This is a genomic window from Streptomyces sp. NPDC026301, from assembly GCF_055567935.1.
On sequence record NZ_JBVHPN010000013.1, the window covers coordinates 57400 to 73406 of the forward strand.

Genomic DNA, 16007 nt, shown 5'->3' on the forward strand with positions numbered 1-16007 from the left:
TACGGGAGAAGAACCCGACCGAGGGAGGCGCCCCTATAGGCCGTCCCGGAGGCCCCGGATCACTCCCGTCCCGCCGAAGTGAACGCCATGTCGGCGTAGCGGTCGCCCGCCACTCGGGAGGCGATGGGGTCCAGGCGGGACAGTTCTTCGGGGGTGAGGCGGAGGAAGGTCGCGGCGGTGTTCTCCGTGACGCGGGCGGCGCGGCGGGTGCCGGGGATCGGGACGACGGCGAGGTCGCGGAGTCCGGCCTGCTGCTGCACCCAGGCCAGCGCGATCTGGCCCGGCGTCACACCGCGCGCCTCGGCGATCTCCCGTACGGGCGCGAGCAGTTCGGCGTTGGCGGCCGCGTTGTCGCCGGTGAAGCGCGGCTGGGTGCGGCGGAAGTCGTCCTCGGTCAGTTCCTTGTCGGCGCTGACGAACGAGCCGGTCAGGAAGCCGCGGCCGAGCGGCGAGTACGGTACGAAGCCGACGCCCAGTTCGGCGGCGGCCGGCACCACGCCGGCCTCCACGTCCCGGCTGAAGAGCGACCACTCCGACTGCACTGCGGCGATCGGGTGCACGGCGTGCGCGGCGCGCAGCTCCTCGCCCGTGACCTCGCTCAGGCCCAGGTGCTTGACCTTGCCCTCGGCGATCAGTTCGGCCATCGCGTCGACCGTCTCCTCGATGGGCACGTTCACGTCGCGGCGGTGCATGTAGTACAGGTCGATCGTCTCGACGCCGAGCCGCGCGAGGCTCGCGTCGATGGCCTGGCGGATGTAGGGGCGGTCGTTGCGGATGCCGCGCTTGTACGGGTCGGACGGGTCGCTGATGATCGAGAACTTGGTGGCGAGCACGACCTCGTCACGGTGCGCCTGGATGAAGGGCGCGATGAGCTTCTCGTTCTCGCCGTTGCCGTAGACGTCGGCGGTGTCGTAGAGCGTGACGCCCAGTTCGAGGGCGCGCTCCAGCGTGCCGCGGGTCTGGGCGGCGTCGGAGCCGGGGCCGTACGCCCAGCTCATGCCCATGCAGCCGAGGCCCTGGACGCCGACGCGCGGTCCCCCGTTGCCCAGCTCGACGGTCGCGATCTTCTCAGCCATGTTCCAGCTCCCTCTCCGACGCCCGGCGGGCGTCGGCGTACAGGTCGATCTTGTAGTCGAGGACGTCCAGCGTGTCGCGCAGCTCGTCGATCCGCTGCCGGACGTCCTCGCGGTGTGCCGTGAGGAGCCGTTCCCGTGCGGCGAACGTCGCCGGGCCTTCGCGGACCATTTCGGCGTACCGGACCATGTCGGCGACCGGCATGCCGGTCAGCCGCAGCTTGCCCACCAGGTCCAGCCAGTCCAGGTCGCGGTTGGTGAAGCGGCGCTGCCCGGTGTGGGTGCGGTCGACGTGGGGCATCAGGCCGATGCGTTCGTACCAGCGCAGGGTGTGGGCGCTGAGCCCGGTGAGGCCGACGACCTCGCTGATCGTGTACTGGTCCCGGCCGTCCGCCCGCCGCGGTCCGGACCGCAGGCCGGCGCAGTTGCGCGGCTTCGCCGGGGCCGTGACCGGAGCGCTCTCCATGACCGTCATGCCGTCTCTCCCGTTCGCCGTTTCGCTCACGACGCTGACAACGCTAGAGAGCTGGAGTGCACTCCAAGCAAGGGAAGACTTGGCGGAATCTTGAGGAAGTTACGCTGGGCGCCATGGAGAGCCTGCGGATGATCGAGAACTGGCCGGTGCCCACCGCTGCGGCGGTCGTCGTACGAGCCGACGGCACGGTGGCCGGCGCGCACGGGCCGCAGGAGCACCGGTTCGCGCTGGCCTCCGTGACCAAGCCGCTGGCCGCGTACGCGGCGCTGCTCGCGGTGGAGGAGGGCGCGGTGGAGCTGGACGAGCCGGCGGGCCCGGACGGCGCCACGGTACGGCATCTGCTCGCGCACACGTCCGGGCTGGCGTTCGACGAGGACCGGGTCATGGCCGCGCCCGGTACGCGGCGGATCTACTCCAACGCCGGTTTCGAGGCGCTGGGCGAGCACCTCGCGAAGGCCACGGACATCCCCTTCCCGCAGTACCTGAAGGAGGCCGTGCTCGATCCGCTGGGCATGGCGGCGACCGAGCTGCCGGCCGGCGGCTCGCCCGCCAAGGACGGCACCTCGACCGCCGCCGACCTGGCCCGTTTCGGCGCCGAGCTGCTGGCGCCGCGACTGCTGGCGCGCGAGACGCTGGACGCGGCGACGTCGGTGGTCTTCCCCGGGCTGTCGGGTGTGCTGCCGGGCTACGGCAACCAGAAGCCGAACGACTGGGGGCTGGGCTTCGAGATCCGGGACGGCAAGTCGCCGCACTGGACGGGTGCCGCGTCCTCGCCGCGTACGTTCGGGCACTTCGGGCAGGCCGGAACGTTCCTGTGGGTGGACCCGGACGCGGGCGCCGCCTGCGCCGCGCTCGCGGACCGCGCGTTCGGCCCGTGGGCGATCGAGGCGTGGCCGCCCTTCACGGACGCGGTACTGGCGGACCTGCGGGCGGCCTGAGCCGCCCTCCCCGCCGGGGACGCGTCAGCCGTACGCCGGCTCCTCCGGCATCTCCCACAGCAGGCACTCCGCCGCCGACTCCGCGGTCAGCTCCAGCTCCTTGGCGTCGGTGACGCGCGCCGCGTCGCCCGCCTCCAGCAGCGCGGGGCCGCCGTCGGTGAGCGCGTCGCCGAGCCGTACCGCGCCGCGCACGACGTGGACGTAGACCCGCGCGCCGTCCGGTACGGCCGTGCGGTCGCCCGGCGCGAGCCGCCGTACGTGCAGCATCGCGTCGGCGCGCGGCACGGCGTACGGGGTGCCGTCGGCGATGCCGCGCACCACTTCGTAGTCCGGTTCGCCGCCGAAGGCGGTGGGCGCCAGCCACATCTGGACGAAGCGGAGCGGCTCGGTGCCGTCGTTGCGCTCCACGTGCCGTACGCCGCCGGCCGAGCTGAGCCGCTGCACGTCCCCGGCCCGTACGAGCGTCTCGTGTCCGGTGGTGTCGCGGTGGGTCAGTTCGCCCTCGACGACCCAGGTGAGGATCTCGGTGTTGCTGTGCGGGTGCTCGTCGAAGCCGCTGCCCGGCGCCAGCCGCTCCTCGTTGCAGGCGATCAGCGCGCCGAAGCGGATGTTGCCGGGGTCGTAGTGCGGTCCGAAGGAGAAGGCGTGCCGCGTGTCGATGCCGGCGTCCGCGTCCCCGCCCCGGTACCGCTCGTCGCTTCTCCGTACCTCGATCACGCGTGTCCACCTCTCCTGATCCGCTCCGGCCCGTCCGGCCGGCGGCCCGGCCGGGGCCCGCCCGCGGCGGTGCCGCCGGCGTGCGCGGCGTCCCGCGGGCAACACAGCATTCAGCCACCGTAGCCCCACCGCGCCACCACCCCGCCCCGATGAGGCAGGCTTGTCCCCGTGTCTGAACCCGCATCGCACGACGCCCACCCGCACTCCGCGACCCTGCGCCGCCTGGAGAAGTCCTCCGGCAAGCTCGCGGCCCATGCCATCGCCCGCATGGACGAGACACTGCCGTGGTACCGGGCGATGCCGCCGGAGAACCGGTCGTGGATCGGTCTGGTGGCGCAGGCGGGCATCGCGGCCTTCACGGAGTGGTTCCGGCATCCGGAGACCCCGCAGGCGATCTCCACGGACGTCTTCGGCACGGCGCCGCGCGAGCTGACCCGGGCGATCACGCTGCGGCAGACCGTGGAGATGGTCCGCACCACGATCGAGGTCATGGAGACGGCGATCGACGATGTCGCCGCTCCGGGTGACGAGTCGGTGCTGCGCGAGGCGCTGCTGGTGTACGCCCGGGAGATCGCCTTCGCGACCGCACAGGTCTACGCGCAGGCGGCGGAGGCCCGGGGCGCCTGGGACGCGCGGCTGGAGTCGCTGGTGGTCAACGCCGTGCTGTCCGGTGAGGCGGACGAGGGCGCGGTGTCCCGGGCCGCGGCGCTGGGCTGGAACTCCCCGGAGCACGTCGCGGTGGTGCTCGGTACGGCCCCGGACGGGGACAGCGAGCTGACGGTGGAGGCGATCCGGCGCGCCGCGCGGCACGCGAAGCTGCAGGTGCTGACGGGCGTGCTCGGGACCCGGCTGGTGGTGATCGCGGGGGGTTCGGACAATCCGCTGAAGGCGGCGAAGGCGCTGATCGGGCCGTTCGCGGCGGGCCCTGTGGTGGCGGGCCCGGTGGTCTCGGACCTGCTGGCGGCGACGCGGTCGGCGCAGGCGGCCGCGGCGGGCCTGAGGGCGTGCGCGGCGTGGCCGGACGCGCCGCGGCCGGTACTGGCGGACGACCTGCTGCCGGAGCGCGCGATGGCCGGGGACCCGGCCGCACGCGATCAGCTGGTGGAGGAGATCTACAGACCACTGGAGGAAGCGGGCAGTGCCCTCCTGGAGACGCTGAGCGTCTACCTGGAGCAGGCGAGCAGCCTGGAGGGGGCGGCGCGGATGCTCTTCGTGCACCCCAACACCGTGCGCTACCGGCTGCGACGTGTGACGGACGTCACCGGATGGTCGCCGTCCGATGTCCGCTCGGCGTTCACCTTGCGTATCGCCCTCATCCTGGGGCGTCTGGCCGACCGTGAGGCCCAGCCCTAAGCTTTTGTCGGACACCCACAATTACCCCGATGGTTCTTCGTCCCTGTCCCCACGGGCGGGCGGGACCTCCCACAAGAGAGAGTGTGAGAGTGCTCGTACTCGTCGCTCCCGGCCAAGGCGCTCAGACGCCCGGCTTCCTGACCCCCTGGCTCGACCTCCCCGGTGTCGAGGACCGGCTGCGTGCCTGGTCCGCGGCCATCGACCTCGACCTGGTCCACTACGGCACGAAGGCGGACGCGGAAGAGATCCGTGACACCGCCGTCGCCCAGCCGCTGCTGGTCGCTTCCGCGCTGGTCTCCGCGCGGCAGCTCTTCGCCACGCCGGAGGACTTCGCGTCGCTCGTCGGCGCCGCGGCCGGGCACAGCGTCGGTGAGCTCGCCGCCGCCGCGCTGACCGGCGTGCTGCCGGACGAGGCCGCGCTGGGACTCGTACGCAAGCGCGGCCTGGCCATGGCCGAGGCCGCCGCGATCACCGAGACCGGCATGTCGGCCCTGCTGGGCGGCGAGCCGGAGACGGTACTGCCGCACCTGGAGAAGCTGGGCCTGACCCCGGCGAACGTGAACGGCGCGGGCCAGATCGTGGCCGCCGGCACCGCCGAGCAGCTGGCGGCGCTGGCCGAGGACAAGCCGGAGGGCACCCGGCGGGTCGTCCCGCTGAAGGTGGCCGGCGCGTTCCACACGGTGCACATGGCCCCGGCCGTCGCCACGCTGGAGTCCGCGGTGGCACAGCTGTCCCCCGCGGCCCCGCACACCCGGTACGTCTCGAACAAGGACGGCCAGGTCGTCACCGGCGGCCAGGAGGTCGTGCAGCGGCTGGTGGGCCAGGTGGCCAACCCGGTCCGCTGGGACCTGTGCATGGAGACCTTCAAGGAGCTGGGCGTCACCGCGATGATCGAGGCGGCCCCCGGCGGGACCCTGGTGGGTCTGGCCAAGCGCGCGCTGCCCGGTGTGAAGACCCTCGCGCTGAAGACCCCGGATGACCTCGACGCTGCCCGCGAGCTGATCGCCGAGCACGCTTCTCCCGCTGCCGAGAACTCGGCCGGATAAGGAGACCGAAGAGCATGACCTCGAAGATCAAGCCCGCGCAGGGCGCCCCGTACGCGCGGATCATGGGCGTGGGCGGCTACCGCCCCGTCAACGTCGTGCCGAACGAGGAGATCCTCAAGTACATCGACTCGTCCGACGAATGGATCCGGTCGCGCTCGGGCATCTCCACGCGCCACTGGGCCGGTCCGGAAGAGACCGTCGCGGCGATGTCGGTGGAGGCCGCGGGCAAGGCGATCGCCGACGCCGGGCTCACGCCGGAGCAGATCGGCGGCGTGATCGTCTCGACGGTCTCGCACTTCAAGCAGACCCCCGCGGTCGCGACGGAGATCGCGCACCGGATAGGGGCGGGCAAGCCGGCCGCGTTCGACATCTCCGCGGGCTGCGCGGGCTTCGGTTACGGCCTGACCCTGGCCAAGGGCATGATCACCGACGGCTCGGCCGAGTACGTGCTGGTCATCGGCGTGGAGCGGCTCTCGGACCTGACCGACCTGGAGGACCGCGCGACGGCCTTCCTCTTCGGTGACGGCGCCGGTGCCGTGGTCGTGGGCCCCGCGCAGGAGCCGGCCATCGGCCCGACGGTCTGGGGCTCGGAGGGCGACAAGTCCGAGACCATCAAGCAGACGGTGGGCTGGGACGCGTACCGCCGCACCCCGGTGCCCGGCGGCAACGGCCCCGGCGACCAGCTGGCCCTGGACGAGATCCGCTACCCGGCGATCACCCAGGAGGGCCAGGCGGTCTTCCGCTGGGCGGTCTTCGAGATGGCCAAGGTCGCCCAGGAGGCGCTGGACGTGGCCGGCGTCGCCCCGGAGGACCTGGACGTCTTCATCCCGCACCAGGCCAACATGCGGATCATCGACTCGATGGTGAAGACGCTCAAGCTCCCCGAGTCCGTCACGGTCGCCCGTGACGTGGAGACCACCGGAAACACCTCGGCCGCCTCGATTCCGCTCGCGATGGAGCGGCTGCTGGCGACCGGTCAGGCCAAGAGCGGCGACACCGCGCTCGTCATCGGGTTCGGGGCGGGTCTCGTGTACGCCGCCACGGTCGTTACTCTCCCCTAGGCAAGATCTACGCAGCGCCGACGTCCCCGTACGATCCGGCGGCTGTACTGGAACTTCACCGCAAAGCACAGTTTCACTCGAAAAACACCGAAGGAGCGCCATCATGGCCGCCACTCAGGAAGAGATCGTCGCCGGTCTCGCCGAGATCGTGAACGAGATCGCCGGGATCCCCACCGAGGACGTCCAGCTGGACAAGTCCTTCACCGATGACCTGGACGTCGACTCGCTGTCCATGGTCGAGGTCGTCGTCGCCGCCGAAGAGCGCTTCGACGTGAAGATCCCCGACGACGACGTCAAGAACCTCAAGACGGTCGGCGACGCCACCAAGTACATCCTCGAGCACCAGGCCTGATCCAGGCCCGCATGTCGCCACCCCGCGGTGGCGCCGTCGATTCTCGACCCCTCTACCTGTGGAGACAAGAATTCCCGTGAACGCGACCAATCGCACCGTGGTCGTCACCGGTATCGGCGCAACCACACCGCTGGGTGGCGACTCCGCTTCGACCTGGGAAGGTCTGCTGGCGGGCCGCTCCGGCGTGCGGCCTCTGGAAGGCGAGCGCTTCGCCGACCTGCCCGTACGGATGGCCGCCACCGCGGCCGTCGAGCCGGACCAGGTCCTGCCGCGCCCCGTCGCCCGCAAGCTCGACCGCTCGGCGCAGTTCGCGCTGATCGCCGCTCGTGAGGCGTGGGCCGACGCCGGTTACACCGGCCCGGCCGGCGAGGACACCGCCGAGGACGGCTCGGCCCTGATCGACCCGGACCGCCTGGGCACCGTGATCGCCTCCGGCATCGGCGGCGTGACCACCCTGCTCGACCAGTACGACGTGCTGAAGGAGAAGGGCGTACGCCGCGTCTCCCCGCACACCGTGCCCATGCTCATGCCCAACGGCCCGTCCGCCAACGTCGGCCTGGAGGTCGGCGCGCAGGCGGGCGTGCACACCCCCGTGAGCGCCTGCGCCTCCGGCGCCGAGGCCATCGGGTACGCCGTCGAGATGATCCGCACCGGCCGTGCCGATGTGGTCGTCGCGGGCGGCACCGAGGCGGCGATCCACCCGCTGCCCATCGTCGCCTTCGCGAACATGATGGCGATGTCGAAGAGCAACGACGAGCCGGAGAAGGCGTCCCGCCCGTACGACACCGCCCGGGACGGCTTCGTCCTCGGTGAGGGCGCGGGCGTGGTGATCCTGGAGTCGGCGGAGCACGCGGCCAAGCGCGGCGCCAAGGTGTACTGCGAGGTGCTGGGCCAGGGCCTGTCCGCGGACAGCCACCACATCGCGCAGCCCGAGCCGACCGGCCGGGGCATCGCGGCGGCCGTGCAGAACCTGCTGGACGCCACCGACCTCAAGCCGGCCGAGCTGGTGCACCTCAACGCGCACGCCACGTCCACCCCGCAGGGTGACGTCGCCGAGATCAAGGCGCTGCGCCGGGTGCTGGGCGACGATGTGGACCACATCGCGATCTCCGGTACCAAGTCGATGACCGGCCACCTGCTGGGCGGCGCGGGCGGCGTCGAGACCGTCGCGACGGTCCTCGCGCTGTACCACCGCCAGGCCCCGCCGACCATCAACGTCGAGAACCTCGACGACGAGGTGGACGCGGACATCGTCCGCGACGAGCCCCGGCAGCTGCCGGAGGGCACGATCGCGGCGATCAACAACTCGTTCGGCTTCGGCGGGCACAACGTGGTGCTGGCGTTCCGCAGCACGAGCTAGCCCCTGCCGTCGTACGTGACGAGGCCCGCCCCGGGTGTTTCCGGGGCGGGCCTCGTCACGTATGCGAAGGCGTCAGAACTCGCAGGCGTCAGTCCTCGAAGCTCGCGAAGTACGAAGCGGCCATGTCCTCGTCGCCGTGTCCGGCCGCCGTCGCGCGGCGGAAGCGTTCCGCGCCCGCCGCCGTGACGTCCAGGCGTACCCCCGCGCTCTTGCCCGCCTCGACGATGAGCCGGGCGTCCTTCTCGGCGGTGCGGGTCTGGAAGCTGGGGGTGAGGTCGCCCTCCAGCAGGGCGTGGGTCTTGGCGCGCAGGTACCCCATGTCCAGCGGGCCGCCCTCGACGGCGTCCAGGAACTCCTGCGGGGCGACACCGAGCCCCTTGGCCAGGGCCAGCGCCTCGGCGGCGCCGTGGGTGACCGTGAGCACCCAGCTGTTGATGACGAGCTTGAGGCGGGTGGCGGCGCCCTCGTCGCCGTTCTCGCCGATCCAGGCCGTCCGGCTGCCGATCGCTTCGAAGACGGGCGCGAGCAGTTCGCGTGCGGCGCCCGGCCCGGCCGCGAGGACCACGAGCTTCCCGGCCTCGGCGGGCTCCTTGGTGCCCAGCACGGGCGCGTCGACGAAGACCAGGCCGTGCTCCCGGGCGAAGCCGGCGAGCTCGCCGAGCGCTTCGAGGCCTGCGGTGGTGGACTGCGCCCAGACCGTACCGGGGCGCAGCGCGGTGCCGGCGGCGCGCACCGTCTCCAGGGCGGCCGGGCCGTCGTGCAGCATCGTCAGGACGACGTCGGCGCCGTCCACGGCCTCGGCCGGGGTGTCCGTGACGCGTGCGCCGTCCTCGGCGAGCGGTTCGGCCTTGGCGCGGGTGCGGTTCCACACCCGGACGTCCAGGCCTGCCCCGGCGAGGTTGCGGGCCATCGCGGCACCCATGATCCCGGTGCCCAGCACTGCTACTGAGATGTTGTCAGCCATGGGGGAACGCTAGGCGTTCGAGCGGGCTCGACGACAACCACGCCACGCGCCTCAGACGACTTGGTGCAGCCAGCGGACCGGGGCGCCCTCGCCCGCGTACCGGAAGGGCTCCAACTCGTCGTCCCAGGGCTTCCCGAGGAGCCGGGCGACCTCGGCCGCCAGGTCGGTCTCGCCGCGCGCAGAGCGGGCCACAGCGGCCCGCAGCCGGTCCTCGGGGATCAGGATGTCGCCGTGGATGCCCGTGACGGCGTGGAAGATGCCCAGGTCGGGCGTGGAGCTGTAGCGCTCGCCCTCGGCGGCCGCGCAGGGCTCGGCGGTCACCTCGAAGCGCAGGAGGTGCCAGCCGCGCAGCGCGGAGGCGAGTTTGGAGGCGGTGCCGGACTCGCCCTGCCAGGAGAACTCCGCGCGCCAGGTGCCGGGCGAGGCGGGCTGCCGGATCCAGTCGAGATTGACGCGCACGCCGAGGACGCCCGCGACGGCCCATTCGACGTGCGGGCACAGCGCGCGCGGAGCGGAGTGGACGTACAGAACTCCACGTGTCGTCACCGGGACCTCCAGTACGGTTCGAGGTTCGCCTTCCCCAGCGGCCTCGTGCCCGTTCCGGTCGCGGCCGGGACAGCTGCTGACATTCTGCCCCAATGATCACTTCGGCACCAGCACGCGAGGTTACCTTCAGTAAACACCATGGGGCTCAATTCGCCACAAAAGGGACAGGAAATGACGTGTTGTAATTTGTTCGTACGGGAGTGCGCTACTCCTCCAGGTCGCCGCCCGACGGCCACGGGGCAAAGCTATCGCGCTGTGACCGCCGAGGAGTGACGTACCGTCGCTCACGGAAGAGATATCACTCGCACGTCGGAGGGGGACAGGGGATGGCAAAGATCAACTGGACCTCCGGCCGCCTCCGCCGGCGGCCGTTCACTTTGCGCGCGGCGCTCGCCGCCGCCCTGCTCCTCGCCGTGCCGGCCTGCGGTTCCGGCGACGGTGGCGACAACTCCCCGGCCTCGCGCGGCCGCACGGAATCCGCCCGTCCGCACTCGGCGCCCCCACCGGTTTGGGACACCCGTCCGGATTCGGTGGCCGCGCTGGGTGACTCGATAACGGCCGGCTTCGACGCCTGCGGACTGCTGGCCGACTGCGCCGCCGCCTCCTGGGCCACGGGCACCGATCCGGCCGTCCGCAGCCTGGCCGAACGCCTGCTGGCGCACCCCTCGGGACACGCCTGGAACTACGCCCGCACGGGTGCCCTCATGGACGATCTGCCGCGCCAGATCGACCGCGCGATTCCGCACAAACCCCAACTTGTCACGATCCTGATCGGCGCCAACGACGCCTGCCGGAACAACGCCTCCGCCATGACACCGACGGCTGATTTCCGCGCCGGTTTCCGGACGTCCCTGAAGAGGCTGCGCCAGGCGCTGCCCCGTACGCAGGTCTACGTCGCCGCGGTGCCCGACCTGATGCGGCTGTGGTCGCAGGGCCGCCGGAACCCGGTGGGCAAGCAGGTGTGGCAGCTCGGGATCTGCCAGTCGATGCTGCACGACGCCGACGACGTCTCACGCGCCGCGAGTGACCGCAGGGAAGGTGTGCGGGACCAGGTGGTGGCCTACAACACGGCGCTGCGCGAGGTGTGCGAGCAGGACCGCCACTGCCGGTTCGACCAGGCGGTTTTCGACTACCGCTTCACCGGCAGGGAGTTGAGCGAGTGGGACTGGTTCCACCCGAGCAAGCGCGGCCAGCGGGAACTGGCCGGGATGGCCTACCGCACCGTCACCCGCCCCGAGGGCCGCGGCTGACCGGGCGCCGCCTTCGGGGCGCGCGGGCATGGACGCGCGGGCATAGGCTCGCCGCCATGAGCGCGACCCACGTCGCCGAAGAGCCCTTCGGCACCTTGAAAAACGGCAGTATCGTCCACCGCTGGACACTCGAAGCAGGCGCAGTCCGGGTACGGATCCTGACGTACGGCGGCATCGTGCAGAGCATCGAGACACCCGACCGGCACGGTGCGCGCGGCGAGATCGCGCTCGGCTTCCCGGACGCGGCCGGGTACGAGGCGCACGGCGAGTCGTACTTCGGGGCGCTGGTCGGCCGGTACGCGGGCCGCATCGGGGGCGCCGCGTTCACCCTCGAAGGGCGGCGGTACGCGCTGCCCGCCAACGACGGCCCGAACTGCCTGCACGGCGGCGTCGCGAACTTCTCCACGGCCCTGTGGGACGCCGCGCCGTGCCCAGGAGGGGTGGAGCTGCGCCGCACCAGTAGGGACGGCGAGGAGGGCTTCCCCGGGGCGCTGGACGTCCGCGTCCGGTACACCCTCTCCGCAGCGGGCGAGCTGGCCGTCGACTACCTCGCCACCACGGACGCGCCGACCGTCCTCAACCTCACCAACCACACGTACTTCGACCTCAGCGGCGACGGCAGCGGCGGCGCGGAGACCCACCGGCTGCGGATGGCGGCCGACCACTACCTCCCGGTCGACGCGGCCGGGATCCCGGCCGGCGCCCCGGCCCCCGTCGCCGGCACCCGCTTCGACTTCCGGGCGCGCCGCACCGTCGGCCGCGGGTACGACCACACCTTCGTGGTCGGCGACGGCTCCGGGACGATCGGCGACCCCGAGGACCGGGCTCCAGAGCCGCGTCCGGTGGCCGAGCTGAGCGAGCCCGCCTCCGGGCGCGTCGTACGGCTGTCGACCACGGAGCCGGGCATCCAGCTCTACACGGCCGAGCACCTCGACGGTACGTATACGGGCACCACCGGCCGTCCCTACGAGGCGGGCGCCGGCCTCGCCCTGGAGACCCAGCACTTCCCCGACTCCCCCAACCGCCCGGACTTCCCGGGCACGGCGCTGCGCCCGGGGCAGGTGTTCCGGTCGCGGACGGTTTACGGGTTCGGGGCGGAGTAGCGGCCGGGCCGGGCCCGCCGCCCCCTACCGGCACACGGGCCCCTCCCGCTTTACTCGCCGCATGAGACGCATACGTACCAGGCTGAGGCTCATCGCTCTCGGGGCGGCGCTGACCGCCGCGCTCCCTCTGGCGCTGACCGCTCCGGCGGCCGCCCACGACCGGGCCGCAGACACCGAACAGTCCCCCGTCGCCGTGGAGGAGCAGCGGCTGTCGCTGGCCGCGCCGCGGGAGATCCTGCGGCGCAGCGGCTTCGACGAGGTCGGGCCGGAGTTCGCCCGGGGGCTGGCCGCGACGCGCTCGGAGGGAGCGGCGAAGCGGTACGTCGAACACGCCGCGCGTGCCCTGTGGGAGCGGGCCGTGGACCGGGTCCAGGGGCACGGCCCGGCGGGCGGCGATCTCAGCCGGGACGACGACCGGCCGCTGTACTGGGCGCGGCTGGAGATGACCCGGGCGCTGCGGGAGTGGCAGCCGTCCTTCGGGCTGTCCGACGGGCGGCGCGCGGCGCTGGCCGGGGCGCTGGAGCGCGCGTCCCGGGGCGAGGACTCGATCGACCTGCCCGCGGGCCGGCACGTGACGCGCGTCCTGGTGACCGGCTTCGACCCGTTCCAGCTGGACGCCGACGCGCGCCGCAGCAACCCGTCGGGCGCGTCGGCGCTCGCGCTGGACGGGACGACGGTGCGTACCGCTTCGGGGCGGGCCGTACGGATCGAGACGGCGGTCTTCCCGGTCCGCTGGTCGGACTTCGCCGCGGGAACCGTGGAGCGCACCCTGCTGCCGCACTTCCGGCCGGGGCCGCGCCAGGTCGACCTCTTCACGACCGTCAGCCAGGGGCGGCCCGGCCGCTTCGACGTGGAGCGGACCAACGGGGCCTGGCGTGGCGGCTATCCGGACAACGCCCGGGAGTCGCGCACGGAGACGGTGCCGATCCCGCACGGCGTACCGACCGTACGGCCGCAGCCCCAGTGGACGCGCACGACGCTGCCGTACGAGGCGCTCGCGGGCGGCGACACCGGACCGTACCCGGTGCACGACAACACCGCCGTCACCGAGATCCCGGCGGGCGGCGGCGCGCCCGTGGAGCGCCCGGACGGCCCGACCCCGGGCTCCACGGCCCGCGCGGGCGGGGGCGGCGACTACCTCTCCAACGAGATCGCCTACCGGGCAACGCTCCTACGGGACGCGGTGGCCCCGTCTCTGACCGGCGGCCATCTGCACACGCCGGTACTGGAATTCGGCCCCGGCAACACCGACCCGAAGACCGGCACGGTCACCGACCCGGCCTTCGTCCACAACCGACTGACCATCGTCGGCCAGCTGCGGGAGCTGCTGCGGACGGCGGTCGAGGCCGGTTGTCAGTGGCCGGGTGCATGATGGCCAAATGATCCTCGCAGCAGCACAGTTCACCCCCGTTCCGCTGGACGCGGCCGCCAACGCGACGCGGATGGCCGGGCTGATCACCGAGGCCGCGAACCGCGGCGCCGGGCTCGTCGCCTTCGCCGAACTGGCCCTGACGGGGTACGAGCTGGACGCGATAGCCGCCGCGCCGGAGCGGTATGCGTACGCGCCGGACGACCCGGCCCTCGCGCCGATCGCGGCGGCCTGCCGGGCGACGGCCACGGCCGCGATAGTCGGCTGCCCGGCCCCCGCGCCGGACGGCACCCTGACGCTCACGTCGTACGTCTACGGCCCGGACGGCGCGCTGCTGACCCGTTACGACAAGCGGCATCTGTACGGCCCGGAGAAGGCGGTCTTCGCACCGGGCCGCGCCGACGGCCGGTGCACCCTCGGCGGCCTGCGCATCGCCCTGGCCACGTGCTACGACACCGCGCATCCGGAGGTGTGGGACCGGGCCGCGGCGGACGGCTGCGGGGTGCTGGTGGCGAGCGCGTTCCACGGCACGGCGGAGCGGGTCGGGGAGTATGCGGCGGCCGCGCGGGAGCACCGTCTGCACGTACTGCTGGCCAACGGTCTGGGCCCCGGGAGCCCGGGCCCGGCCTGCGGGCTGAGCGGCGCGTGGTCGCCGGAGGCCGGCCGGCTCGCGGACGCCGGTCCCGAGGAGGGGCTCGTGCTCGCCGACCTCCGGGAGCGGATCACGCTGATGTCCGACCCGGCGGTGGCGGCCGTACCGGTCGTGGAGTGCGGGGAGCCGCTGCTCGACGTGCGGACGGCGGCGCCGGAGCTGCGGATCTCCGGGATACGGCAGGATGCGCCGGGCGCCTTCGCGTATCTGCGCGCGGGCGTGGTGGAGCGGCTGCTGCGCGCCCAGGATTCGCTGCCCGACGGCCTGCGGCTGCAGCTGGTGGAGGGATACCGCCCGCCTGCCCTGCAGCGCCGGTACTTCGAGGAGTACGCCGACGAGCTGCGGGCCGCACATCCGGAGTGGCCGCCCGCGCGCATCCGGGACGCCGCCGGCCGGTACGTCTCGCCGCCGGAGATCGCCCCGCACAGCGCGGGCGGCGCGGTGGACCTGCTGCTCGTCACGGACGGCGGCACGGAGCTCGACATGGGCTCGCCGATCAACGCGAGCCCCGAGGAGAGCGGCGGCGCCTGCTACACACACGCGCCGGGGCTCGGCACCGAGGCCCGCGCCAACCGCCGCCTGCTGGCAGCGGCACTCGGCGGCGCGGGCCTGGTCAACTACCCCACGGAGTGGTGGCACTGGTCGTACGGCGACCGGTACTGGGCACTGATGACCGGTGCGGACCACTGCCTGTACGGCCCGAAGGAGCTGAGCGCATGACACGGCTGTGGCATTCGTTCCAGCCGGCTCAGCCCGCCGGGAGTTCCTCCGGTGTCGGGTAGGAGGGCTGGGCGCCGGGCTTGGTGACGGCGGCGGCGCCGACGCGTACGGCGTAGTGCGCGGCCGTGGCCAGGGTCTCGCCGCGGGCGAGGCGGGTGGCGAGGGCGCCGGTGAAGGCGTCGCCCGCGCCCGTGGTGTCCACGGCCGTCACCTTCACGCCCGGTACGGACGCGTCGCCGTCCGCGTCCAGGACGTACGCGCCGTCGCCGCCGAGGGTGACGACGACCGTCCGCGCGCCCAGGTCGCGCAGCGCGCGGGCCCAGTCCGCCGGGCCGCCGTCCGCGGCGCCGGAGAGCCGGCGTGCCTCGTGCTCGTTGACCACCAGCGGATCGGCGGCGGCGAGCAGCGCCGGGGACAGGCTCTCGGGTGCCGGGGAGGGGTTGAGCACGACCCGGGTGCCGGCCTCGCGCGCCGCCGCGGCGGCCGCCTCCACGGACTCCATCGGGATCTCCAGCTGGAGGGAGACCACGGCGGCGCCCGCGATGACCTCGCGCGCCGCGGCGACGTCCTTCGGGGTGAGCGCCGCGTTGGCGCCGGGCGAGACGACGATGCTGTTGTCGCCGTCCGTGCCGACGATGATCATCGCGGTGCCGGTGCGGGCTTCCGGGTCGGCGATGACGTGCCGTACATCGGTGCCGGCCGCGCGCTGGGCGTTCATCAGCAGCTCGCCGTACGCGTCCCCGCCGATCCGCGCCAGCAGCGCGACCCGGCCGCCGAGCCGGGCGGCGGCGGCTGCCTGGTTGGCGCCCTTGCCGCCCGCCGACTCGACCAGGTCCGTACCGAGCACGGTCTCGCCCGCGTCCGGCCGCCGGTCCACCCGGACCGTCAGGTCGGCGTTGGCCGAGCCCACCACCAGTACGTCGTAGTCGTAGTCGTCGTTGTGTGCGTCCACGTCCGCCGTTTCCATCCTTTGTCACTGCCGGGCAGCGGTCTGCCGCTGCCCGGTGTCCTGCTGCCGCACGGTGGTC

General features: G+C 73.0%; 16 protein-coding genes. 10 read left to right on the forward strand and 6 right to left on the reverse strand.

Annotated features, from left to right (window positions below; translation table 11 throughout):
• Positions 1–59 precede the first annotated feature (59 nt).
• Both ACZ4MH_RS23095 and ACZ4MH_RS23100 read right to left on the reverse strand, forming a co-directional pair.
• The gene (locus ACZ4MH_RS23095; RefSeq protein ID WP_351591863.1) at positions 60–1076 is read right to left on the reverse strand and encodes an aldo/keto reductase; all 1017 of its coding nucleotides are present in this window, start codon (positions 1074–1076) and stop codon (positions 60–62) included.
• The gene (locus ACZ4MH_RS23100; RefSeq protein WP_351591860.1) at positions 1069–1548 is read right to left on the reverse strand and encodes a MerR family transcriptional regulator; all 480 of its coding nucleotides are present in this window, start codon (positions 1546–1548) and stop codon (positions 1069–1071) included. Before ACZ4MH_RS23100 ends, ACZ4MH_RS23095 begins: the two co-directional genes overlap by 8 nt.
• A 113-nt stretch (positions 1549–1661) precedes the next feature.
• Here ACZ4MH_RS23100 and ACZ4MH_RS23105 point away from each other — a divergent pair, with 113 nt between their 5' ends.
• Entirely contained in the window at positions 1662–2486 is an 825-nt protein-coding gene (locus tag ACZ4MH_RS23105; RefSeq protein ID WP_351591857.1) for a serine hydrolase domain-containing protein, read from the forward strand.
• A 24-nt stretch (positions 2487–2510) separates the two neighbouring features.
• Here the strand turns inward: ACZ4MH_RS23105 and ACZ4MH_RS23110 are convergent, their stop codons facing one another.
• A complete protein-coding gene (locus ACZ4MH_RS23110; RefSeq protein WP_351591854.1) occupies positions 2511–3203 on the reverse strand; it encodes a pirin family protein in 693 nt (230 codons plus the stop codon).
• 168 nt (positions 3204–3371) lie between these two features.
• On the opposite strand from ACZ4MH_RS23110, the gene ACZ4MH_RS23115 reads away from it, so the two are divergent.
• The 5 genes from ACZ4MH_RS23115 (at position 3372) to ACZ4MH_RS23135 (ending at position 8375) form a co-directional block, all read left to right on the forward strand.
• Positions 3372–4556, forward strand: coding sequence for a PucR family transcriptional regulator (locus tag ACZ4MH_RS23115; protein ID WP_351591851.1), 1185 nt, complete (start codon positions 3372–3374; stop codon positions 4554–4556).
• An 89-nt stretch (positions 4557–4645) separates the two neighbouring features.
• Entirely contained in the window at positions 4646–5602 is a 957-nt protein-coding gene (locus tag ACZ4MH_RS23120) for an ACP S-malonyltransferase (RefSeq protein WP_351591848.1), read from the forward strand.
• Between the two features lie 14 nt (positions 5603–5616).
• Positions 5617–6663 (forward strand): ketoacyl-ACP synthase III, encoded by a 1047-nt coding sequence (locus ACZ4MH_RS23125; RefSeq protein WP_351591845.1) that lies wholly within the window; start codon positions 5617–5619, stop codon positions 6661–6663.
• A gap of 103 nt (positions 6664–6766) precedes the next feature.
• Positions 6767–7015 (forward strand): acyl carrier protein, encoded by a 249-nt coding sequence (locus tag ACZ4MH_RS23130; protein ID WP_351591842.1) that lies wholly within the window; start codon positions 6767–6769, stop codon positions 7013–7015.
• Positions 7016–7091: 76 nt separating this feature from the next.
• Positions 7092–8375: a beta-ketoacyl-[acyl-carrier-protein] synthase family protein gene (locus ACZ4MH_RS23135; RefSeq protein ID WP_351591839.1), complete on the forward strand. Its 1284-nt coding sequence runs from the start codon at positions 7092–7094 to the stop codon at positions 8373–8375.
• A gap of 88 nt (positions 8376–8463) precedes the next feature.
• On the opposite strand, the gene ACZ4MH_RS23140 is transcribed toward ACZ4MH_RS23135, so the two are convergent.
• Positions 8464–9339, reverse strand: a complete 876-nt coding sequence (locus ACZ4MH_RS23140; protein ID WP_351591837.1) for an NAD(P)-dependent oxidoreductase — start codon at positions 9337–9339, stop codon at positions 8464–8466.
• A gap of 51 nt (positions 9340–9390) precedes the next feature.
• Complete coding sequence (locus ACZ4MH_RS23145) at positions 9391–9885, reverse strand: DUF3145 domain-containing protein (protein ID WP_031055108.1); 495 nt, start codon at positions 9883–9885, stop codon at positions 9391–9393.
• Between the two features lie 326 nt (positions 9886–10211).
• On the opposite strand from ACZ4MH_RS23145, the gene ACZ4MH_RS23150 reads away from it, so the two are divergent.
• From ACZ4MH_RS23150 to ACZ4MH_RS23165, 4 genes are all read left to right on the forward strand, one after another.
• Positions 10212–11135 carry an SGNH/GDSL hydrolase family protein gene (locus tag ACZ4MH_RS23150; protein ID WP_351591833.1) on the forward strand — a complete coding sequence of 308 codons (924 nt, stop codon included), beginning with the start codon at positions 10212–10214 and terminating at the stop codon, positions 11133–11135.
• Positions 11136–11191: 56 nt separating this feature from the next.
• A complete protein-coding gene (locus ACZ4MH_RS23155; RefSeq protein ID WP_351591830.1) occupies positions 11192–12238 on the forward strand; it encodes an aldose epimerase family protein in 1047 nt (348 codons plus the stop codon).
• A 61-nt stretch (positions 12239–12299) separates the two neighbouring features.
• Positions 12300–13610 (forward strand): pyroglutamyl peptidase, encoded by a 1311-nt coding sequence (locus ACZ4MH_RS23160; RefSeq protein ID WP_351591827.1) that lies wholly within the window; start codon positions 12300–12302, stop codon positions 13608–13610.
• A 7-nt stretch (positions 13611–13617) separates the two neighbouring features.
• On the forward strand, positions 13618–14979 hold the full coding sequence (locus ACZ4MH_RS23165) for a nitrilase-related carbon-nitrogen hydrolase (protein ID WP_351591824.1): 1362 nt from the start codon (positions 13618–13620) through the stop codon (positions 14977–14979).
• A gap of 28 nt (positions 14980–15007) precedes the next feature.
• Here the strand turns inward: ACZ4MH_RS23165 and ACZ4MH_RS23170 are convergent, their stop codons facing one another.
• A complete protein-coding gene (locus ACZ4MH_RS23170; protein ID WP_351591821.1) occupies positions 15008–15931 on the reverse strand; it encodes a ribokinase in 924 nt (307 codons plus the stop codon).
• Between the last annotated feature and the right edge of the window lie 76 nt (positions 15932–16007).